The 21,758-nt window shown below is 63.3% G+C and carries 22 protein-coding genes and 1 pseudogene; 11 read left to right on the top strand and 12 right to left on the bottom strand.

The genetic code is table 11. From position 1 onward, the window contains the following. Positions 1-66: 66 nt before the first annotated feature. The 3 genes from AX729_RS37420 to arfB all read left to right on the top strand — a co-directional run bounded on the left by AX729_RS37420 (position 67) and on the right by arfB (position 3,352). A complete protein-coding gene (locus AX729_RS37420; RefSeq protein ID WP_502686937.1) occupies positions 67-1,461 on the top strand; it encodes a M16 family metallopeptidase in 1,395 nt (464 codons plus the stop codon). After that, positions 1,458-2,822, top strand: coding sequence for a M16 family metallopeptidase (locus AX729_RS37415; protein WP_061029865.1), 1,365 nt, complete (start codon positions 1,458-1,460; stop codon positions 2,820-2,822). Before AX729_RS37420 ends, AX729_RS37415 begins: the two co-directional genes overlap by 4 nt. Positions 2,823-2,935: 113 nt before the next feature. After that, positions 2,936-3,352 carry an alternative ribosome rescue aminoacyl-tRNA hydrolase ArfB gene (gene arfB / locus AX729_RS37410; RefSeq protein WP_061029863.1) on the top strand — a complete coding sequence of 139 codons (417 nt, stop codon included), beginning with the start codon at positions 2,936-2,938 and terminating at the stop codon, positions 3,350-3,352. Positions 3,353-3,423: 71 nt separating this feature from the next. Here the strand turns inward: arfB and AX729_RS37405 are convergent, their stop codons facing one another. Then, positions 3,424-3,729 carry a hypothetical protein gene (locus tag AX729_RS37405; protein ID WP_061029909.1) on the bottom strand — a complete coding sequence of 102 codons (306 nt, stop codon included), beginning with the start codon at positions 3,727-3,729 and terminating at the stop codon, positions 3,424-3,426. Between the two features lie 373 nt (positions 3,730-4,102). Between AX729_RS37405 and AX729_RS37400 the strand changes: the two genes are divergently transcribed. The 4 genes from AX729_RS37400 to AX729_RS37385 are packed head-to-tail and all read left to right on the top strand — an operon-like array spanning position 4,103 to position 7,001. Then, positions 4,103-4,423 carry a c-type cytochrome gene (locus AX729_RS37400; protein ID WP_061029907.1) on the top strand — a complete coding sequence of 107 codons (321 nt, stop codon included), beginning with the start codon at positions 4,103-4,105 and terminating at the stop codon, positions 4,421-4,423. Then, positions 4,424-4,819, top strand: a complete 396-nt coding sequence (locus AX729_RS37395) for a VOC family protein (protein WP_061029861.1) — start codon at positions 4,424-4,426, stop codon at positions 4,817-4,819. Positions 4,820-4,853: 34 nt separating this feature from the next. Continuing rightward, positions 4,854-5,402: a Twin-arginine translocation pathway signal gene (locus tag AX729_RS37390; protein WP_061029858.1), complete on the top strand. Its 549-nt coding sequence runs from the start codon at positions 4,854-4,856 to the stop codon at positions 5,400-5,402. 30 nt (positions 5,403-5,432) lie between these two features. Beyond that, complete coding sequence (locus AX729_RS37385; RefSeq protein WP_061029856.1) at positions 5,433-7,001, top strand: GMC family oxidoreductase; 1,569 nt, start codon at positions 5,433-5,435, stop codon at positions 6,999-7,001. 136 nt (positions 7,002-7,137) lie between these two features. On the opposite strand, the gene AX729_RS37380 is transcribed toward AX729_RS37385, so the two are convergent. After that, complete coding sequence (locus AX729_RS37380) at positions 7,138-7,455, bottom strand: ribbon-helix-helix domain-containing protein (protein WP_061029854.1); 318 nt, start codon at positions 7,453-7,455, stop codon at positions 7,138-7,140. Between the two features lie 246 nt (positions 7,456-7,701). Between AX729_RS37380 and mutL the strand changes: the two genes are divergently transcribed. Further along, positions 7,702-9,513: a DNA mismatch repair endonuclease MutL gene (mutL, locus tag AX729_RS37375; protein ID WP_061029850.1), complete on the top strand. Its 1,812-nt coding sequence runs from the start codon at positions 7,702-7,704 to the stop codon at positions 9,511-9,513. A gap of 107 nt (positions 9,514-9,620) precedes the next feature. Here mutL and rsmD read toward each other — a convergent pair whose 3' ends face one another. Continuing rightward, positions 9,621-10,175 carry a 16S rRNA (guanine(966)-N(2))-methyltransferase RsmD gene (gene rsmD, locus AX729_RS37370; protein WP_061029848.1) on the bottom strand — a complete coding sequence of 185 codons (555 nt, stop codon included), beginning with the start codon at positions 10,173-10,175 and terminating at the stop codon, positions 9,621-9,623. A gap of 3 nt (positions 10,176-10,178) precedes the next feature. Continuing rightward, positions 10,179-12,266 (bottom strand): pseudouridine synthase, encoded by a 2,088-nt coding sequence (locus AX729_RS37365; RefSeq protein ID WP_061029846.1) that lies wholly within the window; start codon positions 12,264-12,266, stop codon positions 10,179-10,181. A gap of 119 nt (positions 12,267-12,385) precedes the next feature. On the opposite strand from AX729_RS37365, the gene AX729_RS37360 reads away from it, so the two are divergent. Further along, positions 12,386-12,844 carry a nucleoside deaminase gene (locus AX729_RS37360; RefSeq protein ID WP_061029844.1) on the top strand — a complete coding sequence of 153 codons (459 nt, stop codon included), beginning with the start codon at positions 12,386-12,388 and terminating at the stop codon, positions 12,842-12,844. A 103-nt stretch (positions 12,845-12,947) separates the two neighbouring features. Here the strand turns inward: AX729_RS37360 and AX729_RS37355 are convergent, their stop codons facing one another. Beyond that, on the bottom strand, positions 12,948-13,850 hold the full coding sequence (locus tag AX729_RS37355; protein ID WP_061029905.1) for an alpha/beta fold hydrolase: 903 nt from the start codon (positions 13,848-13,850) through the stop codon (positions 12,948-12,950). A 216-nt stretch (positions 13,851-14,066) separates the two neighbouring features. After that, on the bottom strand, positions 14,067-15,350 hold the full coding sequence (gene purD / locus AX729_RS37350) for a phosphoribosylamine--glycine ligase (RefSeq protein ID WP_061029842.1): 1,284 nt from the start codon (positions 15,348-15,350) through the stop codon (positions 14,067-14,069). A gap of 557 nt (positions 15,351-15,907) precedes the next feature. Between purD and AX729_RS37345 the strand changes: the two genes are divergently transcribed. Next, a complete protein-coding gene (locus AX729_RS37345; protein WP_061029841.1) occupies positions 15,908-17,083 on the top strand; it encodes a hypothetical protein in 1,176 nt (391 codons plus the stop codon). Between the two features lie 167 nt (positions 17,084-17,250). On the opposite strand, the gene AX729_RS40285 is transcribed toward AX729_RS37345, so the two are convergent. From AX729_RS40285 to AX729_RS37320, 6 genes and pseudogenes are all read right to left on the bottom strand, one after another. Then, positions 17,251-17,397, bottom strand: a complete 147-nt coding sequence (locus AX729_RS40285) for a hypothetical protein (RefSeq protein WP_156457427.1) — start codon at positions 17,395-17,397, stop codon at positions 17,251-17,253. A gap of 437 nt (positions 17,398-17,834) precedes the next feature. Continuing rightward, a complete protein-coding gene (locus tag AX729_RS40280) occupies positions 17,835-18,644 on the bottom strand; it encodes a GIY-YIG nuclease family protein (protein WP_156457426.1) in 810 nt (269 codons plus the stop codon). 149 nt (positions 18,645-18,793) lie between these two features. Further along, entirely contained in the window at positions 18,794-19,522 is a 729-nt protein-coding gene (locus tag AX729_RS37335) for a hypothetical protein (RefSeq protein WP_156457425.1), read from the bottom strand. Then, positions 19,519-20,001, bottom strand: a complete 483-nt coding sequence (locus tag AX729_RS37330; RefSeq protein WP_061029836.1) for a hypothetical protein — start codon at positions 19,999-20,001, stop codon at positions 19,519-19,521. Before AX729_RS37330 ends, AX729_RS37335 begins: the two co-directional genes overlap by 4 nt. A 280-nt stretch (positions 20,002-20,281) precedes the next feature. Next, positions 20,282-20,581, bottom strand: a complete 300-nt coding sequence (locus AX729_RS37325; RefSeq protein ID WP_061029834.1) for a winged helix-turn-helix domain-containing protein — start codon at positions 20,579-20,581, stop codon at positions 20,282-20,284. Then, positions 20,581-20,769, bottom strand: a pseudogene (locus AX729_RS37320) (hypothetical protein); the annotation flags it as partial. The gene AX729_RS37325 and the pseudogene AX729_RS37320, both read right to left, overlap by 1 nt. Before the next feature lie 161 nt (positions 20,770-20,930). Between AX729_RS37320 and xseA the strand changes: the two are divergent. Beyond that, on the top strand, positions 20,931-21,758 hold an 828-nt coding region (gene xseA, locus AX729_RS37315), incomplete at its 3' end, for an exodeoxyribonuclease VII large subunit (protein ID WP_063817338.1).

Below are 21,758 nucleotides of genomic sequence, written 5' to 3'. Positions count from 1 at the left end.
CAGCCGCACGGTGTAGCATGCCGTGCCTCCGAGCCGGACATCCGGGCTCGGCCTTTCAAAAGGATCATGATGTCCTCTCACCGATCGGCTGCCTGCCTCCTTGCCGCGCTGCTTTCGACGAGTGTCCTCTCAGCCGGCGCGTCCCTCGCCCAGACCACGGTAACATCGGCTCCGCCCGCCAGCTTCACGCTCAGCAACGGCATGCAGGTCGTGGTGATCCCGGATCACCGCACCCCGGTCGTCACCGAGATGATCTGGTACAAGGTCGGCTCGGCGGACGAGACGCCCGGCAAATCCGGGCTCGCGCACTTCCTCGAACATCTGATGTTCAAGGGCACCTCGAAGCATCCGGCCGGAGAATTTTCCCAGACCGTGCTTCGCGTCGGCGGCAACGAGAACGCCTCGACCTCGGTCGACTACACCAATTACTACCAGCGTGTGCCGAAAGAGCAGTTGCCGACCATGATGGAATTCGAGGCCGACCGCATGACCGGCCTGATCCTCAAGGACGAGAACGTGCTGCCCGAGCGCGACGTCGTGCTCGAAGAGTACAACATGCGCGTCGCCAACAATCCGGATGCGCGGCTGAACCAGCAGATCATGGCCGCGCTCTATCTCAACCATCCCTATGGACGTCCGGTGATCGGCTGGCATCAGGAGATCGAGAAGCTCGATCGCGAGGATGCGCTCGCCTTCTACCGCCGCTTCTACGCGCCGAACAATGCGATCCTGGTGATCGCGGGCGACGTCGACGCCGCCGAGATCCGCCCGCTGGTCGAGCGCAATTTCGGCTCCATCCCGGCGCAGCCCGCCATTCCCGCGCGGCGCGTTCGTCCCCAGGAGCCTGAGCCGACCGCCCCGCGCACCGTCACCCTGGCCGACCCGCGCGTCGAGCAGCCGAGCATGCGGCGTTATTATCTCGTCCCCTCGGCGACCACCGCTGCGGCGGGCGAGAGCGCGGCTCTCGACGTGCTGGCGCAGCTGATGGGCAGCGGCAGCAATTCCTATCTCTACCGCGCGCTCGTCGTCGACAAGCCGCTCGCGGTGTCCGCCAACGCCAGCTATTCGAGCATCTCGCTCGACCCGACCCAATTCGCGATCTCGGCCGCGCCGAAACCCGGCGTCAGCTTCGCAGAAGTCGAGCAGGCGGTCGACGGCGTCATTGCAAGCGTTGCGCAGAACCCGATCCGCGCCGAGGATCTGGAACGGGTCAAGACCCAGCTCATCGCCGAAGCGATCTACGCTCAGGACAATCAGGCGGTGCTGGCGCGCTGGTACGGCGGCGCGCTGACGACGGGCCTCTCGATCGAGGACATCAGGAGCTGGCCCGATCGTATCCGCTCCGTCACGGCCGAGCAGGTTCGCGCCGTTGCGCAGAAATGGCTCGAGAAGAAGCGCTCGGTGACCGGCTATCTGATCAAGGACACCGCCGCTGCCAAACGCGAGGAGAAGCGCTCGTGACCTATCTATTCCTTCGACGCGTCGCATTCTCCCTTGCCACCGGCGCGGCGCTCGCGCTCGCCGCGGTCTCGCCGTCACAGGCCGCCGCAAAGATCCAGCGCCTGGTCTCGCCCGGCGGTATCGAAGCCTGGTTCGTGCAGGACGCAACCGTGCCGCTGATCGCGATGGAATATTCTTTTGCCGGCGGCTCGTCACAGGATCCCAAGGACAAGCCCGGCGTCGCCAATCTGGTCGGCGATCTCCTCGACGAAGGCTCCGGCGATCTCGACTCCAAGACGTTCCATGAACGGCTCGACCGCCGTGCCATCGAGCTCTCCTTCAACGCCACGCGCGACACGTTCCGCGGCAGCCTGCGCATGCTGCGCGACAACAAGGATGAGGCCTTCGACCTGCTCAAGGGCGCGCTGACCTCGCCGCATTTCAACACCGCCGACGTCGAACGCATCCGCTCGCAAGTCATCTCTGGCCTGCGTCGCGAGACCACCAATCCGACCTCGCTGGCGAGCCGCAAGTTCCTGGAGGTCGCCTTCGGCGATCATCCTTACGGCCGGCAGACCAACGGCAACCTCGACAGCGTGCCGACCATCACGGTCGCCGACATGAAGGACTATGTCGGCCGCGTCCTCGCCAAGGATGGGCTGAAGATCGCGGTCGTCGGCGACGTCGATCCGGCGACCCTCGGCAAGCTGCTCGACCACACGTTCGGTAGCCTGCCTGCCAAGGCCAATCTCGTGCCGGTCCCCGACATAGAGGCATCGAAGCCGCCGCAACGCGCCTTCGTGACGCTCGACGTGCCGCAGACCGTGATCACCTTCGGCGGCCCCGGGGTGAAGCGCAACGATCCGAACTTCATGGCGGCCTATGTCGTCAACCACATCCTCGGCGGCGGTGGCTTGTCCTCCCGGCTCTATCGCGAGGTCCGCGAGAAGCGCGGGCTGGCCTATTCGGTGTTCGAATCGCTGCTCTGGATGGAGCATTCGGCGCTCTTCATCGGCAACACCGGCACGCGCGCCGACCGCGCCGGCGACACCGTCGACGCCATCGAGAAGGAGGTGCGCCGCATGGCCGAGGAGGGCCCGACGCAGAAGGAGCTCGACGAGGCCAAGTCCTACCTCAAGGGCTCGCAGATGCTGGCGCTCGACACCTCCTCCAAGCTGGCGCAGGCGCTGCTGCAATATCAGCAGGACAAGCTGCCGATCGACTATATCGAGAAGCGCAATGCCATCGTCGACGCCGTGACGCTGGATGACGCCAAGGCCGCGGCCAAGCGGTTGTGGGGCCAAGGCCTCCTCACCGTCGTCGTCGGCCGTACCCCGCAGGCCGCCGCGCAGCCGGCCGCACCGGCGACCAAGTCGAACTGACGTCCGCTCAACTTTCCTGAATGGCCGGGCTCGTCCCGGCCATTTGCGTTTGCAGATGCCATTGCCGAAGCCGGACGTCCGCGATATGTCCGGAGATCACGGATGGTGCCATCATGCTGCGGATATCCCGCGATCTCGTCATCGACGAGGACGACATCGAGATCGGCTTTGTCCGTGCCTCCGGCCCGGGCGGTCAGAACGTCAACAAGGTCGCGACCTCCGCACAGCTGCGTTTCGACACGCGCAAGCTGACCTTGCCGGAGGACGCTGCCATCCGGCTCGCCCGCATCGCCGGCCAGCGCATGACCAAGGACGGGGTCATCGTCATCCATGCCCAGCGCTTCCGTACCCAGGAACGCAACCGGCAGGACGCCATCGACCGCCTTACGGAGATGCTGCGCGAGGCCATGGTGCGGCCGATCCCGCGGCGCGCGACCAAGCCGACCTTCGGCTCCAAGCAGCGCCGGCTGGAGGGCAAGAAGCGCCGCAGCGACATCAAGGCCGGACGGGGCGGCCGCTTCGACGACTAGCTTGGCCCACGAGACAGCCAAAAAAACTCCGGCCGCGACGCGGCCGGAGTTCTGCTATTGCTCCCGAGGAGCTAGTAACGCTTGGATGGAGCCGCCCCACCCGATGTGGAATCGTCGGCCGCCCCCTTCCGCGCAGCGCTGCCCGTGGTGCCGACCGTGCCCCTGGTGCCTTTGGTCGACTTCATTCCCGTCTTCTCACCCGCCGCGCTTGGCTGAGAACTCATTTCTTCGTCGCCACTGCCCATCGTGCTGCCTTGCATCGGTTTGCTCTGCACGGCGCCGCCTGTCGTGGCAGATGGCGCGCCTTGCGCGAGAACGGGCGTGGCAACGAGAGCCGATAGCGCGCATGCGATCATCGATGTCTTGACCAACTTCATCCATTTCTCCTGGATTCTTTCGCGAGGAACGGCGCGGCGGCCCACGCCGCTCATCTGCACCGGCCATGTCATCGCGTAGAGAGTTCGAGCGGCGTGACCGTCATGCAATCCGGATGGTGTGGTGATCGTTTAGGGATTTGACGGCGGTTTCGCGGAATTGTGCTCCGCATATAAGGCGCCGCGGAACATCGCACGCGTCCCACACATCTCCACTTGCCGCGAAACAGCCCGCTACTACCACCATATCTTTGACGCCGACTAGAGTTTGCACACGCTGGATTTGACGTGGATGAGCGAACACTTGGCGATACGCACGATCGCGCTGGGATTGTGCACCGCGATGATGCTGATGGTGCGAGGCGCCGACGCGCAGATGCCGCTGCCGTCGGCAAAGCCGCCGGATGGCGCGACGCTGTTCAAGCAGCAATGCGCTGTGTGCCATACCACCAATCTATCGGATCCGATGCGGCAAGGTCCGCCGCTGGTTCGGATCGTGGGCCGCGCCGCCGGCAAGGTCGAAGGCTTTCATTATTCAGCCGGTCTCGCCAAAGCTGACTTCACCTGGGACGAGGCCCGGCTGGATGCGTGGCTGGCCAATCCGCAAGCCGTCATCCCTGGTGCGACCATGGCTTTTCGGCAGGCCAGGCCCGAGACGCGCGCTGCGATCATCACTTACCTCAAGGAGCTGAACTGAATGGCAAAGCCAGTCCATTCCATGATCCGCGTGCTGGAGGAGACGCGCTCGCTCGACTTCTACAAGCGTGCCTTCGGCCTGGAGGTCACCGACCATTTGAAGTTCGCGGACTTCGCCCTGATCTACCTGCGTCACCCCTCCTCACCTTTCGAGGTCGAGCTGACGGTGAACTTCGATCGTAAGGAGCCGTACCAGCTCGGCGACGGCTACGGCCATCTCGCCGTGGTGGTTGAAGACATCGATGCCGAGCATGCCCGCTTCGAACGCGAGAAGCTCGCACCGGGACCCTTACGCGATTTCAAGCATGACGGCCGAACATTGGCGCGTTTCTTCTTCGTCAGTGATCCCGATGGCTACAAGATCGAGGTGATCCAGCGGGGCGGCCGTTTCAACTGATCAAACCAAAATCAAAATCCACGGAGGACATGCCATGAGAGAAATCGATCGTCGAAGCAAGCACAGCCGCCGCGTCTTTCTCAAGGGCGCGGCAACCGCCGTGCCGGCCGCGGCCGTTGCGACCAGCGTCGGTATCAGTATCGAAAACGCCTGGGCCGAAGAGACAAGCGCGCTCTCGCCCGCGACGATGAAGACGCTGTTGAAGGTCGCGCGCGACATCTATCCGCACGACGTGCTCGGCGACAGCTACTACATCACCGCGATCAAGCCCTGGGACGGCAAGGCGGCGAAGGATCCCGCCGTCAAATCGCTGATCAGCGACGGTATTGCGCGGCTCGATCAGAACGCGCGCGACCGCCACAAAGTGCCTTATGTCGAAGTGGCCTGGGAAGCCGATCGCGTGGTGCTCCTGAAGGAGATCGAGCAAAGCGGCTTTTTCCAGAAGGTGCGCGGCGATCTCGTCGTCTCGCTCTACAACCAGAAAGAGGTCTGGCCGCGGTTCGGATATGAGGGCTCCTCCGCCGAGCTTGGCGGCTACATCAACCGCGGCTTTGCCGACATCGACTGGCTGCCGAAGGCTTAGATCGCCACCCCACGGTTCAGGAGAACGCATATGGCAAAATTCGATCTGAACGACTCCAGCGTTGTGGTGATCGTCGGCTCCGGAGCCGGCGGCGGTACGCTGGGCAACGAGCTCGCGCAGAAGGGCGTCAAGGTCGTCATTCTCGAGGCCGGTCCCCGTATCGAGAACCACGATTTCATCAACGACGAATGGGAGAGCTTCTCCCAGCTCGCATGGACTGATGCGCGCACCACGTCAGGCACATGGCGCGTCGCAAAGGATTTTTCGGGTCTTCCCGCCTGGATCGTCAAGGCGGTCGGCGGCTCGACCGTACACTGGGCCGGCGCCTCGCTGCGCTTCGACGAGCACGAGTTCAGGGTGAAGAGCACTTACGGCAACATTGCCGGCGCGAACCTCCTGGACTGGCCGGTCACGCTCGCCGAGATGGAGCCGTGGTACGCCAAGGCCGAGAACAAAATGGGCGTGACTCGCACCAACGGCATTCCCGGCCTTCCCGGTAACAATAACTTCAAGGTGCTGGAGGCCGGCGCGAAGAAGATCGGCTACAAGACCGTGCACACCGGCAACATGGCGATCAACAGTCAGCCGCGCGACGGACGGGGCTCGTGCCAGCAGATCGGGTTCTGCTTCCAGGGCTGCAAATCCGGCGCGAAATGGTCGACGCTCTACACCGAGATCCCCAAGGGCGAGGCAACCGGCAATCTCGAGGTCCGCCCCGGCAGCATGGTGGTGAAGATCGAGCATGATGCAAGCGGCAAGGTCACCGGTGTCATCTATGCCGACGAGCAAGGCACGATGCAGCGTCAGAAGGCGCGAATCGTTGCGGTGGCCGGCAACTCCATCGAGAGCCCGCGGCTGCTGCTCAACAGCGCCTCGCCCATGTTCCCCGATGGCCTCGCCAACTCCAGCGGTCAGGTCGGCCGCAACTACATGCGTCACATGACCGGCAGCGTCTACGCCGTGTTCGAGAAGTCGGTGCACATGTATCGCGGCACCACCATGGCCGGCATCATCCGCGACGAGGCCGCCAACAACCCCAAGCGCGGCTTCGTCGGCGGCTACGAGATGGAGACGCTGTCGATCGGCTTGCCGTTCATGGCGGCGTTCCTCAACCCCGGCGCCTGGGGACGCTCGTTCACGTCCGCACTCGACGGCTACCCGCGCATGGCCGGCATGTGGCTGGTCGGCGAGGACATGCCGCAGGAGACCAACCGCATCACGCTCGATCCGGTCGTGAAGGACAAGTTCGGTCAGCCAGTCGCGAGCGTGCATTTCGACGATCATCCCAACGATGTCGCGATGCGCGCGCATGCCTACAAGCAGGGCGCCGCGGTCTACGACGCCGTCGGCGCCACCGTGACCTATCCGACGCCGCCCTATCCGAGCACGCACAATCTCGGCACCAACAGGATGAGCGAAAAGCCGCGGGATGGCGTCGTCAACAAGTTCGGGCAGAGCCACGACATCAAGAACCTGTTCGTCTCCGACGGCAGCCAGTTCACCAGCGGCGCGGCCTGCAACCCGACGCTGACCATCGTCGCGCTCGCGATCCGGCAGGCCGATTACATCGCCGGTGCGATGCAGAAGAGGGAGATTTGATCTCGCCTGGCGTTGCCAGGACGACATTGAGGAGGATTGCGTATTCACACGCTGAGTTGACGTCCCGGTCTGGTGCGCGATTGTGCACCAGGCCGGAGCGACATCGATAATGCGGGTGTGGCTGTCGCTGCAGGGACTATTCGGCCGCGTCGAGAATGGGCGCAACGGTTGCCTTGAACTCCTGGACCGGCGCAACGCTTCGAGATCGATAGATCAGACAGGAGCAGCGCAGCAGCGAGGCGAAATTGTTGACCTCGCCATGATGGTCGAGCACCTCGTTGTAGAGCGTGGTCAGGAACTTGCCGAGGCTCATGCTCTCCTTGGCCGCGATCTCCTCCAACGTGTCCCAGAACGCCATTTCCAGACGGATCGACGTGCAGTGCCCACCGATCCGCAAAGACCGGGTCTGGGATTCGTAGTCGCGTTGGGGCTGATGCGCGAAGAGATGGCACATGGCGTCCTCCCGTCCTGTTGCCGTTTTTTCACGATGCTACACCGCTGCCCGGCGCCTCACAATCACAACCACGGCCGAAAGCCGGTTCATCGATGCCGCGGGATTTCCCGAACGTCCAATGTCTTCAATGTGATAGGGGACCTTCTTCCCCAACCGTGACACGGCTGTTGCCCAACACATGCTTTTGACGCAACACGGCATAGAATAGCGCTCTCAGCGAATCCAAGACCGAGCCCGATCGAATTCATGCCCGTCCGTCAATTGCCAGAACAGGTCGTCAACCGCATCGCCGCCGGCGAGGTGGTCGAGCGGCCGGCGAGCGTGGTCAAGGAACTCGTCGAGAACGCCATTGATGCCGGCGCAAGCCGGATCGACGTCTTCACCGACGGCGGTGGGCGGCGGCGGATCGGCATTACCGACGACGGCGGCGGCATGACCGCGAAGGACCTCTCGCTCGCGGTCGAGCGCCACGCCACCTCCAAGCTCGATGACGAGGACCTGCTGCAGATTCGCACGCTCGGGTTTCGCGGGGAGGCACTGCCCTCGATCGGCTCGGTTGCACGGCTGTCGATCACGACGCGGCATGCGAGCGAGCCGCACGCCTGGGCGCTGAGCGTCGAGGGCGGCGAGAAATCCGAGATCATGCCGGCGGCGCTGGCCCACGGCACCCGCGTCGAGGTTGGCGACCTCTTCTATGCGACGCCGGCGCGCCTGAAGTTTTTGAAGACCGACCGCACCGAGGCGGAAGCCATCCGCGAGGTCGTCAGGCGCCTCGCCATGGCGCGGCCCGACATCGCCTTCACGCTCGCGGGCGAGGAGCGCGCGCCGGTGACCTGGGCCGCCGCCCTGCCCGGTGCCGCCGGACGGCTGACCCGGCTCGGCGATATTCTGGGGGCCGAATTCCGCAGCCACGCCATCGAGGTCCATGCCGAGCGCGAGGGCGTCGTGGTCGCCGGCTATGCCGCAGCGCCGGCGCTCACGAAGGCCAACGCGCTCGGGCAATATCTCTTCGTCAATGGCCGCCCGGTGCGCGACAAGCTCATTCTCGGCGCCGTACGTGCGGCCTATTCCGACTACCTGCCGCGCGATCGTCATCCCGTGCTGGCGCTTTTCGTCACGCTCGATCCGCGCGAGGTCGACGCCAACGTGCATCCGGCCAAGACCGAGGTCCGCTTTCGCAATGCCGGCCTCGTGCGCGCAATGATCGTGCACGGACTGAAGGAAGCCCTCGCGCGCGAGGGCCGGCGCACGGCCGCCAACGGCGGCGAGAGCGCATTGTCCTCGTTCCGGCCCGCCTTCACGGCGCGCCCCGCCAGCTGGGACTGGCGGGCATCGCCAGCCGCCCCGGTCGCGCCGATGCCGTCCTTCGAAGGCTCTGCGGCGCCCGCCTTCGCCGAGCGCACGCAGGCTGCCTTCGACGTCGGCGCGCCGAGCGCGGACGTGCGGTTCGAATCGCAACCAACCGGCGACCTCGTCGATCGCCCGCTCGGCGCCGCGCGCACGCAGATCCACGAGACCTACATCGTCTCGCAGACCCGCGACGGCCTGATCATCGTCGACCAGCATGCCGCGCATGAGCGCATCGTCTACGAACGGCTGAAGGCATCGCTGGCTGCCAACGGCGTGCAGCGGCAGATCCTCCTGATCCCCGAGATCGTGGAGATGGACGAGGCGACCGTCGAACGCCTGCTCGAGCGCAGCGACGAGCTGGCCTCGTTCGGCCTTGCCATCGAATCCTTCGGCCCCGGCGCGGTCGCGGTGCGCGAGACGCCGTCGCTGCTCGGCAAGACCAATGCCGGCGGGCTGCTGCGCGATCTCTCCGAGCACATGGCCGAATGGGACGAAGCCCTTCCCCTCGAGCGCCGCCTGATGCACGTCGCCGCCACCATGGCCTGCCACGGCTCGGTGCGCGCCGGCCGAAGGTTGCGGCCGGAGGAGATGAACGCGCTCTTGCGCGAGATGGAGGAGACGCCGAACTCCGGCCAGTGCAATCACGGCCGGCCGACCTATGTCGAATTGAAGCTGAGCGACGTGGAGAAGCTGTTCGGAAGACGATGATCTTCGTAGGGTGGGTTAGCGAAGCGTAACCCACCACATCGCCATCCAGGAAGGCAGACCTTGGTGGATTACGCTTCGCTAATCCACCCTACGCAGCGAGCGTGAGGCTACGGCCTCTTCAAGAACACGAATTCCGTATCGTCATAGGCCCGCCGCTCCAATTCCTCGAACCCTTCCGGCGTGACGAATTGCGCGGCCTTCGCCTCTTCCACCACCAGCAGCGCGCCCGGCGTCAGCCAGCCGCCGTCGCGCAGGCTCGCGAGCGCCTTCTCCGCAAATCCCTTGCCATAGGGCGGATCGAGGAACACCAGCGAGAACGGCTCGACGGGATGCGCGGGACCGAGATCGGTCGCATCGCGACGATAGACCTTGGTGACGCCGCCTAAGCCGAGCGCCTCGACGTTGCTGCGCAGGAGCGCCCGCGCCTCGGCGCCGTTGTCGACGAACAGCGTGAACTTGGCGCCGCGCGAGGAGGCTTCGATGCCGAGCGCCCCGGTGCCGGCGAAGAGATCGAGCACGCGTGCGTCCGCGATCGGATCGTCATAGGCGTGCACGAGGATGTTGAACACGGACTCGCGCAACCGGTCCGCCGTGGGACGGATGTCGCGCGAGGACGGTGAGGCGAGATTGCGCCCCTTCAAACGACCGCCGACCACGCGCACGCGTCAGTCCTCCCGCGGCGCCAGATCGCGCTTGCCGTGATAGCCGCGCTTGGGACGGCGGGGAGGCCCATAGCCGGCCGCTTCCATCTCGTTGCGCTCGCGCGCCTCGTCGCTGCCGGTGCGCTGCACCAGCACACGGCGGCCCTTGCGGTCGTTGATCACGGCGCGCTTGCTGGCGGGCTTGCTCTCGCGGGGCGCATCGTCATCGGCCGCAGAAGATTTCTGCGGCACGTCGAACTGCGCCCCCGATTTTTCGATCACCTTGTCGCCGAGCTGCTCGCGCAGCACGCGTGACCGGATCTCCTCGACCTGGCCCTCGGGGACCTCGCCGAGCTGGAACGGGCCGTAGGAGACGCGGATCAGCCGGTTCACCTCGAGCCCGAGATGGGCGCAGACATTGCGCACCTCGCGGTTCTTGCCCTCGCGGATCGCGAACACCAGCCAGACATTGGCGCCCTGGTCGCGCTCCAGCGTCGCCTCGATCGGGCCGTACTTGACGCCCTCGATCTCGACGCCGTTCTTGAGCTCGTCGAGCTGCGCCTGCGTGACGTCGCCATGGGCGCGGACGCGGTAGCGGCGCAGCCAGCCGGTGTCGGGCAGCTCGAGCGTGCGCGCGAGCCCGCCGTCGTTGGTGAGCAGCAATAGGCCCTCGGTGTTGAAGTCGAGCCGGCCGACGCTGATGAGGCGCGGCAGGCCTTCGGGCAGGTTGTCGAACACGGTCGGACGTCCCTCGGGGTCGTCATGCGTCGTCATCAGGCCGCGTGGCTTGTGATAGAGAAACAGTCGCGTGCGCTCGCGCGGCGGCAACGGCTTGCCATCGACGGACACGACGTCGTTCTGCGTCACGTCCAGCGCCGGCGAGTTGATCACCCGGCCGTTGACCGTGACGCGGCCCTGCGTGACCATCTCCTCGGCGTCGCGTCGCGAGGCAAGCCCCGCGCGCGCCAGCACCTTTGCGATGCGCTCGCCGGCTTTCTTCGGCTTCGGCGTGTCTTCACGGCGCGGCCGACCCTCGAAATCCCGATCGCGCTCGCGATAGGCGCCGCGCCCCCCGAAGGCGGGCCGCTTCTCGAAGATCCTGGTCTCGTCCTCGTTTTCGCGGCGCGGACGATCGCCGAAACGGCCTTCGCTACGCGGATGCTCGTGCCAGTCGGAGCGGCCTTCGGAGCGCTCGCGTGGACGACTGAATTTCGGGCGATCACCGCCGCGCCCACCGCGCTCGCCGTCGCCGTCACGACGAGGCCTATCGAATTTGGGACGATCCTCCCGCGGGCGATCGAATTTCGGTCGCTCGCGGAACGGGCGGTCGCCGGATGCGCGATCGTCGCGCGATCGCGAGACGCGCGGACGGTGGTCGCCGCCTTCGCGCTTCTGCCAAGGCTTGTCTTCACTGCGGTCACGGCCGCCGAAATCCTTGCGCGGACCTTTGCCAAAATCCTTGCGCGGCGGCCGATCGCCGCGCGGAGCCGCGTCGCGCTTCTGCCAGGGCTTTGAATCGCTGCGCTCGCCGCGATCGCGCGGGCGCTCGCTGCGATCCGGTCCGCCTCGCGAAAACTTCCGCTCGCCCTCGAACTTGCGCTCCGGACGATCGCCACGCGGCGCATAAGGCCGCTTGTCGCCGAACTTCCTCTCACCGGTCCGACCGGCCGGGCGCGCGTCGTCACGATCCCGGCTGCGCGGGCGGTCGTCGCGCCCATGGGAGGGGCGATCACCGCGCGGCTTGAACGGCCGCTTCTCGCCATCGCGCGAGGTGCGATCGGAAAACGGCCGGTCGCCGCGCGGCTTGAAGCTGCGCTCGCCACGGCCTTCACTGCTGCGATCGTCGCGCTTGGCGCGGGGACGGTCGCTGAAATCGCGGCGCGGGGCATCGCCCTCCTCGCGGCGGCGGAACGGGCGGCTGTCGCGATCCCCACGGGACGGGCGGCTATCACGGTCGCCGCGGGCGGGACGCTCGTCGCGGTCGTTCTTGCCGGCGAAGCCGCGCTTGGCGAACTTCTTGTCCGGTCCCCGGGGCTTGCCCGAACGGCCCTTGGCCGGGCCGCGGTCACGCCGGTCGCGGGAATCGTTGTCTTTGTCGCTGTCGCGAGGCATGAATGATCTCACTTAAGGGGTAGCCGGAAAGCATTGTGCGCGCTCGCTGCGAGCCGCATGCTCAGGCAAAATCGGTATCCACTCTTGCTGAAGGCGGAGCTAGTAGCAGGTTTCTGGCGATGATACGAGGCATGAAAGCCCCTTCTTTCATGGATTTGGCGCTTCTGACGGCCGAAAATGCCGGGAAATCGGGCGAAGTTCCGATCGGATGCGTGGTGGTCCGCAATTACGAGGTCATCGCCACCGCCGCCAACCGGACGCTGACCGACCATGACCCGACCGCCCATGCCGAGATCATCGCGCTGCGCGAGGCGGCAAGCAAGATCGGCAGCGAGCGCCTCGTCGACTGCGACCTCTACGTGACGCTGGAGCCCTGCACCATGTGTGCGGGCGCGATCTCCTTTGCAAGGATCCGGCGGCTCTATTACGGCGCGGCCGATCCCAAGGGCGGCGCGGTGGAATCCGGCGTGCGCTTCTTTGCCTCGCCGACCTGCCACCACGCGCCGGACGTGTACTCCGGCGTCGGCGAGAGCGAGGCGGCGCGGCTGCTGAAGGAGTTCTTTCGCGAGCGGCGGTAGGGCGGAGCTGCGTAGCCCGGATGGAGCGCAGCACAATCCGGGTCAGTGTCGCTGCGGTGAGAGCCCCCGGATTTCGCTGCGCTCCATCCGGGCTACAAGATCCTCAAGCCGAGAAAAACTCGCGCAGCGCCTTCGCGGTCGCGTCGGGATTCTCCTCGGTCAGGAAGTGGCCGGAATCGACCGGCATGCCGCTCACATTCGTCGCCCATTGCTTCCAGGTGTCGAGCGGGGTGGCGGCGGCCTGCGCGATGCCGGCATTGCCCCACAGTGCCAGCATCGGGATCGTGATCTTCTTGCCGGCCTGGAAATCCGCCTTGTCGAGGTCGTAGTCGAAATAGGCGCCGGCGCGATAATCCTCGCACATCGCATGGATGCGGGCGGGGTCGCGGAACGGGGCGAGGTAGTGTTCGAGCGCGCGCGGGTCGATGGCGTCCAGCGTCTTCGACTTGGTCTGGCTCGCCATCTTGAAGCGCAGGAAGAACTCGCCCTGCCCCGCGATCAGCGTCTCCGGCAGCGGCTCGGGCTGGGCCAGGAAGGTCCAGTGCCAGATCTTCAGCGCATAGGCGCGGTTCATCCGCTCCCAGTAATCATAGGTCGGCAGAATATCGAGTACGGCGAGGCGCGACAGCCGGCCGGGATGGTCGAGCGCCAGCCGATACGAGACGCGGCCGCCGCGGTCGTGGCCGGCGAGCGCGAAATGCACGTGGCCGAGCCGCTCCATCGCCTCGACCATGGCTTTCGCCATGGCGCGCTTGCTGTAGGGCATGTGCAGCGCATCGCTCGTGGGCATGTCGGACCAGCCATAGCCCGGCAGATCGGCGATGATCAGCGTGAACGCGTCGGCGAGCTCGGGTGCCACGCGGTGCCACATCACATGCGTCTCGGAGAAGCCGTGCAGCAGGAGCAGCGGCGGGCCCTTGCCGCCGACGCGGGCGAAGACACGGCCGAAGGAGGTGTCGATCCATTCGGCGGCGAAGCCCGGATAGAGGTCGGCGAGGTCGGACATCTTCTGCATCCTTGTCTGGTCAGTCCCGGAACCGCCCCCGACAAACAAAAACGTCGAAAACAACCCCATGCACAGTAGAGGTATTATCGGAGGGGCCGCTAACCCCAACAGCTGATTGCACATTCTCGACGAAAGATGTGGCGGCGCGGTGGCAGCAAAACCTCGAGATCTCGGATTCGCGCGCTTTATGCGCCGTCCGGGATCGCGCCACTTCCCTCAGCTCCTGGCCTTCTCCGCTTCCACCGCCTGCCAGCCGATGTCGCGGCGGCAGAAGCCCTCGGGCCAGTCGATGCGATCGACGGCCTGATAGGCGCGCTTCTGCGCCTCGGTCACGGTCTTGCCGAGCGCGCAGACATTGAGCACGCGGCCGCCATTGGCGAGGATCGCGCCGTCCTTCGCGACCGTGCCGGCGTGGAAGATCTCGACCGACTCGACCCTGGCGGCCTCCTCCAACCCCTCGATGCGGGTGCCCTTCCGGTAGTCGCCGGGATAGCCCTTCGCCGCCATCACCACGGTGAGCGCGGAATCCGGATGCCAGCGCAGATCGAAATTCTTCAGCTGCCCGTCACAGGCGGCCAGGAAGGCCGGCACGATGTCGCTCATCATGCGCAGCATCAGCACCTGGCACTCGGGATCGCCGAAGCGCACGTTGAACTCGAACAGTTTTGGGCCCTGCGTCGTCAGCATGATCCCGGCATAGAGCACCCCGCGGAACGGCGTGCCGCGCTGCTTCATGCCTGATACCGTCGGCAGAATGATCTTCGCCATGATCGCGTCGTGGATGGCGGGCGTCACCAGCGGGGTCGGCGAATAGGCGCCCATGCCGCCGGTGTTCGGGCCGACGTCATGGTCGAACACGCGCTTGTGGTCCTGCGCGGAGGCGAGCGGGATGGCGGTCTCGCCGTCGCACAGCGCAAAGAAGCTGATCTCGCGGCCAGGCAGAAACTCCTCGATCACGACCTCGGCGCCGGCCTCGCCGAACGCGCCCTCGAACATCATCGCGATGGCATCCTCGGCCTCGCGCACGGTCTTGGCGACGACCACGCCCTTGCCGGCGGCAAGGCCGTCGGCCTTGACCACGATCGGCGCGCCCTGGCTCTGCACATAGGCGCGCGCGTTATCGGCGTTGGTGAATCGCTGGTAGGCGCCTGTGGGAATGCCGAACTCGGTGCACAGCGCCTTGGTGAACCCCTTGGAGCTTTCGAGCTGCGCGGCGACCTTGCTCGGCCCGAACGCCTTGATGCCGGCGGCCGTGAGATCATCGACGATCCCGGCCGCCAGCGGCGTCTCCGGCCCGACCACCACCAGCTCGACGTTGTTGGCCTTGCAGAAGTCGATCACCGCCGCATGGTCGGCGACATCCAGCGCCACGCATTCGGCCTCCTTCGCGATTCCGGCATTGCCGGGCGCGCACCAGAATTTGGTGACCAGGGGGGAGGCTGCGATCTTCCACGCCAGAGCATGTTCGCGGCCGCCGGAACCGAGGAGGAGTATGTGCATCGAGGGCTCGAAATGAGGGGTTCTGCTGGGGGCGGAGGTGGTGTGAAGGGGGGCGACCGCCCATTCCCCGTCATTCCGGGGCGCGCTGCGAATGGCGAAGCCAACGGCGGTGCCTTCTCCCACCATGGAAGAGCGCTTGATGCCGGGCTTGCTAGGGCGAGCTGTCTGTCTCCGTGGATGGCGACTTCACTTGGCGCTTCGCACACCTTTCCCCGCAGGAAAGACCGAACAACAACTCGATGTTGCACTATAGTCGGCGCACATCGGAGGTGCTGCCCTTGGGGATTATCGACAAATCTGTGACGCTAGATTAGGTTCTACTGACGGTTGAGTTGCTATCACGAGCTTAGCGAGACCTGCTTAGGAGACATTCTGTTCGATCACAACCTCGATCTTGTCGGCAGATTGATTGCGAAAATGCGTTGTGCCGCGATATTGCCAGCTGTGCCGATCAAAGCAGTAGTTTTTAAGGATTCGCCCCAAGGGGCTTTCATACTGCGACGTTGTCTAGCGACCTTCAAAGTAATGGGTGTGTCAAACTTGAAGGAACCATCTCCATGGCATTGCGAACCGATCTTTCGATAAACCTGCTCATTGACGGCGAAGCCTCAATTGAAGGGCTTCGGAGAGCACAGCTCTTCTCTGATGTGATCGTCATTCCCGCTACTGCGTTCAATGATCTGGACAAGAAGTGGGATACCGAGATCAAGCGAATGATTGGGGCATCGCGCATCCAGTTTATGAACGCGGCCGACATGAGCTATATCGCAGACAGGTCGCAAGACGACCCTCAATACACTGAACGGCTATTGCATCTCCTTTCTGAAGCTATGTGTCGCGCATTGGCGGCGGGAAAGGCCGAGATTGAGATGCACGAGGCCGGCCATCGCATCCGATGGGCATATGATAACGGATCGGGAGAGTTTCCGGCCACCCCTTTGACCCAATCGTTCGGCATTGTCGGCCTGCGAATTCCAATTCAGAAGTTTGAAGATAGCTTAGATGACTTCATCGAAAGAAATAGTGGATTCGGGGCATCGACAATTCAACGGAATTACGTCGCGTCGGCCGTCTACGCCGAGGCTAGTCAATGGCTACTGTTGCGGCGAACGATGGAGCGCTTTTCGCAACAGCACGATAAGTGGCCCCGCTTAGGCTTGTTTGGGGAATACAGCCAAACCGTCAAATGGACGCAGAAAATCTTGGACGACAACGTAACCCTCGATACGGGGAATGCGGCCGATATCGGAAAGCTGCTAGCTGTGGCACTGCCGGGCAGCGGGCAGGAAGTCAATTTGAGCCAAATCGATGCAAGCGCGTTCTACGATCTTTGCGGCGGAATGAAAGAGGCACGTGACCGCTTCTCTCGCAAGCTGGTCGAATGGTGCCGTGCTCTAGCCTCGTCGGACTCCGAAACTCGGGCGATGGCGCTTCGGAAGATCCGACAGGAAGAGGTCATTCCCGAGATAGAAGAATTCAACAGGAGTGCGAAATCACTATGGCAAACGGTCAAAGGCATTGGCGGCGGTGACTTGGCAACAATATCGGTGGGAGCACTGACAGCAACCGGGTTCTTCGCGAGCGGATACGGTCCCGCCGTTTCCGCGATCAGCGCACTCCCGACCACCGTCAAAGTTGCCGGAGACGTAATCAAGAAAGGCCTGGAGGCGCGTCGAGAGCATCGGCGTCATTGGGTAGCATTTGCAACGAAACTCAACGCCGCCCTTCGCTAGGCATTCGATAACAGCGAAATTACGGTGACAGTGCACTGAACTACCAAAGCGTCAGTTGACCTAGTTTTGTGCACTGTCACCGTAATCCCGTAATCCGGACGAGGTCACGCTGTACCAAGGGCGCATCGAACGGATGAGGAAGTTCTGCGCGGGGCGGAACTAACCGGCTATCCATGGAAGAGTCTCAGCCCATAAGCGGCGAGCGCACCGAGGAAGGCGATCATGATGATGATCGCGCCAACGACGCCCAGCACGCCTTTGGCGCTGAGGCTTAGATTGCGGTATTTGATTTCAAGCTCGGGAAGGTCCGACATGGGCGCAGCTCTCCATTTGACTGGTTATGAGCTGCTGTTGATCAGCGCGTCCGACCCAAGATTCATAAGACCCGAAATTTGAAGACTCGCAAGGGAATTGATTCAAACCGGAGGCATCAAAAAACTTGACCGGTGTTAACGCCCGACAAGAACCTGCTGATACGCCATGCGAATTTTAGTTTAGCCCCCGCATCCAAAAACTTTTTACAAAACCGTTATGCAATGGAGATCACATAACCCGGATTCCGGGCACCCCGTAATTTTCCTAGGTCAATACTGCGGTCGCTTCAGCAGCTCTGGCAGCTTGGAGATCGCCTTCGCGATGCGTCTCGCCTCGTCGCTGTTACGGTGACAGTGCACTAAACTCGTTCGCCAAAGCATCAGCTGCGAGGTTTAGTGCACTGTCACCGTAACCCAGACGGGCTGGTTGAGGACCGTCATCGCACGTAGACAGGCGTTCCCGCTCTTCGAATCTTGGTGAGTCTCACCCAGTTTCCGCGCCCGCGTTCAATCTGCCAAAACCACCAACCATTCGTAGGGCGTTTGATTGCAGCGGACGCCGCCAGCGAGAGCGACTTGTAGGTTACGTTTCCGAACCGAACTGTGCCGTTTCGTAGAACGCGAGCGCGGAACACTTCATCTTTCAAAGTGCCCCTGATCCTTGCTCCCTGCGGAAGAAGCCGGGTCAACTCGCTTTCACCGCCTTGAACAGTGTGCTTCGCTGTGGGTGCCGTTCCCCTGCCGAAGAGAGACGAAACTTCGCTGTATTGTTTTCGGCGGATGGCCTGCGCAATGCGCCTTCGCATGTCCTTAGACTGCGCAAGCTTGCCGCGCTGTCTAGCACCGGGTGGTTTGGCAATACGCAGCAAAAGCGCTTCAATCTCCCGAAGGTGCTGATCCTTAATGGTGAGGTAGATGGAAAAACTGTCCCAAGAGTTACTGTGACGGTTTCTGACATGGGCTTTGAGCCGACTGCGAAGAGCCGTCGCAAGACCCACGTAGTAGAGCTTTCCCCTACGAAACAGCGCGTATACACCTGCATTGCGCCCGACGAACTCTCGGACTAGCTCGGGATGTTTCTCCAACAGATCGCGGGACACATTCTCCAAGTGCTGGTGAACTAATGGTTCACGCGTTCGCCTGCGACGCCGCGCCTTGGTTTTAGGTGCCATCGGGCAAAAACCTTTGGGCAATCTCGAATCGGACAAAAGCGTGCCATGTGCTCTTGGCGAGCTCCAAATGCTCATAGGAAGAATCCACAGCAAACCCCTCATCTATGCCTGCGTACAGGAACAGCCTGACGCTGGTGGTGACAGGAAAACATGCGGGTTGTCGAGCATGCGCCGCAATGGCGTTGCCTTGGCGCAATTCAACCTCGCACGACAGCGACGATCTCTCAGTACTTGCTGTAAACCTTTGTAATCAATTCGTGTATGTGAGCGCCGACTGTTACTTCCTCGAATGATGCCGAGTTGGGATGACCAGCCGTATTGCGTCTATCGAGGCAGGTTTGAAGCTCTTTTTGTTCAGCCTTTGTCAGAGCGCCGATATGTTGAAGCATGTTCAGGAACTCGGATTCCTGCACCGCGTTGGCGAGATCGTCCACGTCGGCAACGTCGCTCCAACCCTTCTTTGTATTCTGAAAACGTCTACGGCCCTCTTGGTTGAACTCGGCAAGCTTGTTGTTCAGTACGTGTTGGTACAGCAAATAGACCGCGCCGACCCAAGTCAGCACGATGGCGGATCGATAAGCCTTGTTCTTCGCGCATTGTATCGCTTCTTCGACGAAGCGGGCATTCTCTGGGTCATGTACATCAGTTAAGTAGCGCTCGAGAGCTTCGGTAACCGGCGTCAGCACGCCAGCTGGGTCAATCAGTCCACGATCCGCAAGACTCTCCTTGCAAGCCTTCGTGACCGTCCAACCGTTCGGCAGATAGATCGCGTTCTTGGTCTGCTTGAGGTAGTTGCCCGGAATGCTTGCGGACCCATCTTTCCAGCCGTTCTGTCGTGCGACGGCTCTGATGTCAGCGGCCTTCATCGGACCGTCGTGCATGGCGACGATCAGAAGGTACTTGTCGGTCTTGGAAACATCTCGGCGAGCTAGACTCTCTCGAAGCAACGTCACGATTTAATCCGTTGCGCGAGCTGTTCGTAGGTCGAGTCGGAAAGGACATAGTTGCCGGGAGAGGGCTCGTTCATTTCGCCTTGATCCATTAGCTTGTCGATGACTTTGGTCAGGTTGCCTTGCATCGCTCGTTTGTAGACGCGAGGAGCCAGCTTCATCTCGTCGTGAATCTGTGTCCGTGAGACGGGCTCGATGCCGTCGCTCAGCTGCACCTTCAACAATGCGGCTTTAAGCAAGTCGTTCGCAGTCCGGGCCTTCAAGGTCGATGCAGCCTGTGCGGTGGTGAATGGGCTGGATGCGGTCCCTCCGTTCAAGTCGATTGTGTCCCCACCACTCTCTTCGAGCTCCTCTGGTAGTGCGCTGCCAATCGCTGCGATAATAGAGCCGATCAGTTCGGGCACCTCAGACTTCAAAAACTCGACGTCGCCCTCCCATTCGATTTCAATCCCTTTGGTTTTAATGCGCAGTTTGCCAGACACAATTTGCCACCTCGAATCGCAAACTACGCCAATACACAACTTGCAATAGCGATTCGGGAGGCGTACGTGCCAGTAATCCCCAAATTCCTCACCAGTTCGCGAATGCAGCGACCACCATGTTTTGAGGGCTACAGGTGCGCAGCAGGCTCCGCAAAGTGCAGTTCAAAAACTCGGCGTTGATCCGCGATTGGGGATACTGGGTAGGTCCCAAGTTGTGCCCGAGATGGAAATCGGACTGCATAAGCAGTCAACGATTTGATTTTATTTAACTATCAGACGATCAACCCTGCCTCCCCGCAATGATCTCCTGCAACGTCGCCACATGCCGCGCGAACGCGCCTCGCCCCGCGGCCGTCGCCGTCACCGTCGTCTGCGGCTTCTTGCCGACGAACGCTTTCTCCACCGACACATAGCCGGCCTTCGCCAGCGTCTCGATATGCGCGCCGAGATTGCCGTCGGTGGCCCCGGTCAGCTTCTTCAGGCGCGCGAACTCAAGGCCTGCCGTCGCCGGCAGCGCGTTGAGCGCCGCCATGATCTTCAGCCGCAGCGGCTGGTGGATGATGTCGTCGAGCTCGGCCATCAGCTCCGCCGCATCCAGAGGCCGCCGACGATCAGGCCGCCGCCGTTGACGAAGGCCATCCAGAGCGGGAAGACCTCGCCGATGTAGAAGAAGCCGATCAGCGTCAGCGCGGTGATGCCAAGGCCGATGGCGACGAAGGCGATGCCGAACCAGATGCCCGCGAGGGCATAGAACAGCATGAAATAGACCGCCTAGCGCCCCCGGAATCCATCAAGCAGCGGCGTTTGTGGCACGATGGATTCCGGGCTCGTCGCTTCGCGCCGCCCCGGAATGACGGCGGCAGGATTCGCGCTTGCCGGCGAAAAGCCTTAACGTCGGGTCTGACCCCAAAATGCCGAATCGTTTGCCGATGCCTCCTGCGGAACAACTGCACAACGCGCCCGAATTCACCGTCTCCGAGCTCTCCCAGTCGCTGAAGCGGACGGTGGAGGACACCTATGGGCATGTCCGGGTCCGGGGCGAGATCTCGGGCTTTCGCGGCGCCCACTCCTCCGGGCATTGCTATTTCGCGCTCAAGGACGAGAGCGCCAAGATCGAGGCGGTGATCTGGAAGGGCGTGCATGGGCGGATGCGCTTCAAGCCCCAGGAGGGGCTGGAGGTGATCGCCACCGGCAAGCTCACGACCTATCCGGGCTCCTCGAAATACCAGATCGTGATCGAGGCGCTGGAGCCGGCCGGCATCGGCGCGCTGATGGCGCTGATGGAGGAGCGCAAGAAGAAGCTGGCCGCCGAAGGCCTGTTCGACGAGGCGCGCAAGCAGCTGCTGCCCTGGCTGCCGGAGGTGATCGGCGTCGTCACCTCGCCGACCGGCGCCGTGATCCGCGACATCCTGCATCGCCTGGAGGACCGCTTCCCCCGCCGCGTGCTGGTGTGGCCGGTCAAGGTGCAGGGCGACGGCTCGGCCGAGCAGGTCGCGGCCGCGATCCGTGGCTTCAACGCGCTGCCCGAAGGCGGCAGGATTCCGCGGCCCGACGTCCTGATCGTCGCGCGCGGCGGCGGCTCGCTGGAGGACCTCTGGTCGTTCAACGAGGAGATCGTGGTGCGGGCAGCAAGCGAGAGCATGATCCCGCTGATCTCCGCGGTCGGCCACGAGACCGACATCACCCTGATCGACTTCGTCGCCGACAAGCGCGCGCCGACGCCGACTGCCGCCGCTGAAATGGCGGTGCCGGTGCGC

This window comes from Bradyrhizobium sp. CCH5-F6 (genome assembly GCF_001556045.1).
Classification (GTDB): Bacteria; Pseudomonadota; Alphaproteobacteria; order Rhizobiales; family Xanthobacteraceae; genus Bradyrhizobium.
The sequence above is the reverse complement of the archived record's forward strand: the minus strand, read 5'-3'. Positions and strand labels throughout refer to the sequence as shown.

What these genes read in the sequence shown, in the direction of transcription:
- AX729_RS37420 (WP_502686937.1), top strand. Translation starts at nt 67, where the DNA reads ATGATGTCCTCTCACCGATCGGCTGCCTGCCTCCTTGCCGCGCTGCTT.
- arfB (WP_061029863.1), top strand. Translation starts at nt 2,936, where the DNA reads ATGCTGCGGATATCCCGCGATCTCGTCATCGACGAGGACGACATCGAG.
- AX729_RS37405 (WP_061029909.1), bottom strand. Translation starts at nt 3,729, where the DNA reads ATGAAGTTGGTCAAGACATCGATGATCGCATGCGCGCTATCGGCTCTC.
- AX729_RS37400 (WP_061029907.1), top strand. Translation starts at nt 4,103, where the DNA reads ATGCCGCTGCCGTCGGCAAAGCCGCCGGATGGCGCGACGCTGTTCAAG.
- AX729_RS37395 (WP_061029861.1), top strand. Translation starts at nt 4,424, where the DNA reads ATGGCAAAGCCAGTCCATTCCATGATCCGCGTGCTGGAGGAGACGCGC.
- AX729_RS37390 (WP_061029858.1), top strand. Translation starts at nt 4,854, where the DNA reads ATGAGAGAAATCGATCGTCGAAGCAAGCACAGCCGCCGCGTCTTTCTC.
- AX729_RS37385 (WP_061029856.1), top strand. Translation starts at nt 5,433, where the DNA reads ATGGCAAAATTCGATCTGAACGACTCCAGCGTTGTGGTGATCGTCGGC.
- AX729_RS37380 (WP_061029854.1), bottom strand. Translation starts at nt 7,455, where the DNA reads ATGTGCCATCTCTTCGCGCATCAGCCCCAACGCGACTACGAATCCCAG.
- mutL (WP_061029850.1), top strand. Translation starts at nt 7,702, where the DNA reads ATGCCCGTCCGTCAATTGCCAGAACAGGTCGTCAACCGCATCGCCGCC.
- AX729_RS37365 (WP_061029846.1), bottom strand. Translation starts at nt 12,266, where the DNA reads ATGCCTCGCGACAGCGACAAAGACAACGATTCCCGCGACCGGCGTGAC.
- AX729_RS37360 (WP_061029844.1), top strand. Translation starts at nt 12,386, where the DNA reads ATGATACGAGGCATGAAAGCCCCTTCTTTCATGGATTTGGCGCTTCTG.
- AX729_RS37355 (WP_061029905.1), bottom strand. Translation starts at nt 13,850, where the DNA reads ATGTCCGACCTCGCCGACCTCTATCCGGGCTTCGCCGCCGAATGGATC.
- purD (WP_061029842.1), bottom strand. Translation starts at nt 15,350, where the DNA reads ATGCACATACTCCTCCTCGGTTCCGGCGGCCGCGAACATGCTCTGGCG.
- AX729_RS37345 (WP_061029841.1), top strand. Translation starts at nt 15,908, where the DNA reads ATGGCATTGCGAACCGATCTTTCGATAAACCTGCTCATTGACGGCGAA.
- AX729_RS40285 (WP_156457427.1), bottom strand. Translation starts at nt 17,397, where the DNA reads ATGTCGGACCTTCCCGAGCTTGAAATCAAATACCGCAATCTAAGCCTC.
- AX729_RS40280 (WP_156457426.1), bottom strand. Translation starts at nt 18,644, where the DNA reads ATGAGCATTTGGAGCTCGCCAAGAGCACATGGCACGCTTTTGTCCGAT.
- AX729_RS37325 (WP_061029834.1), bottom strand. Translation starts at nt 20,581, where the DNA reads ATGGCCGAGCTCGACGACATCATCCACCAGCCGCTGCGGCTGAAGATC.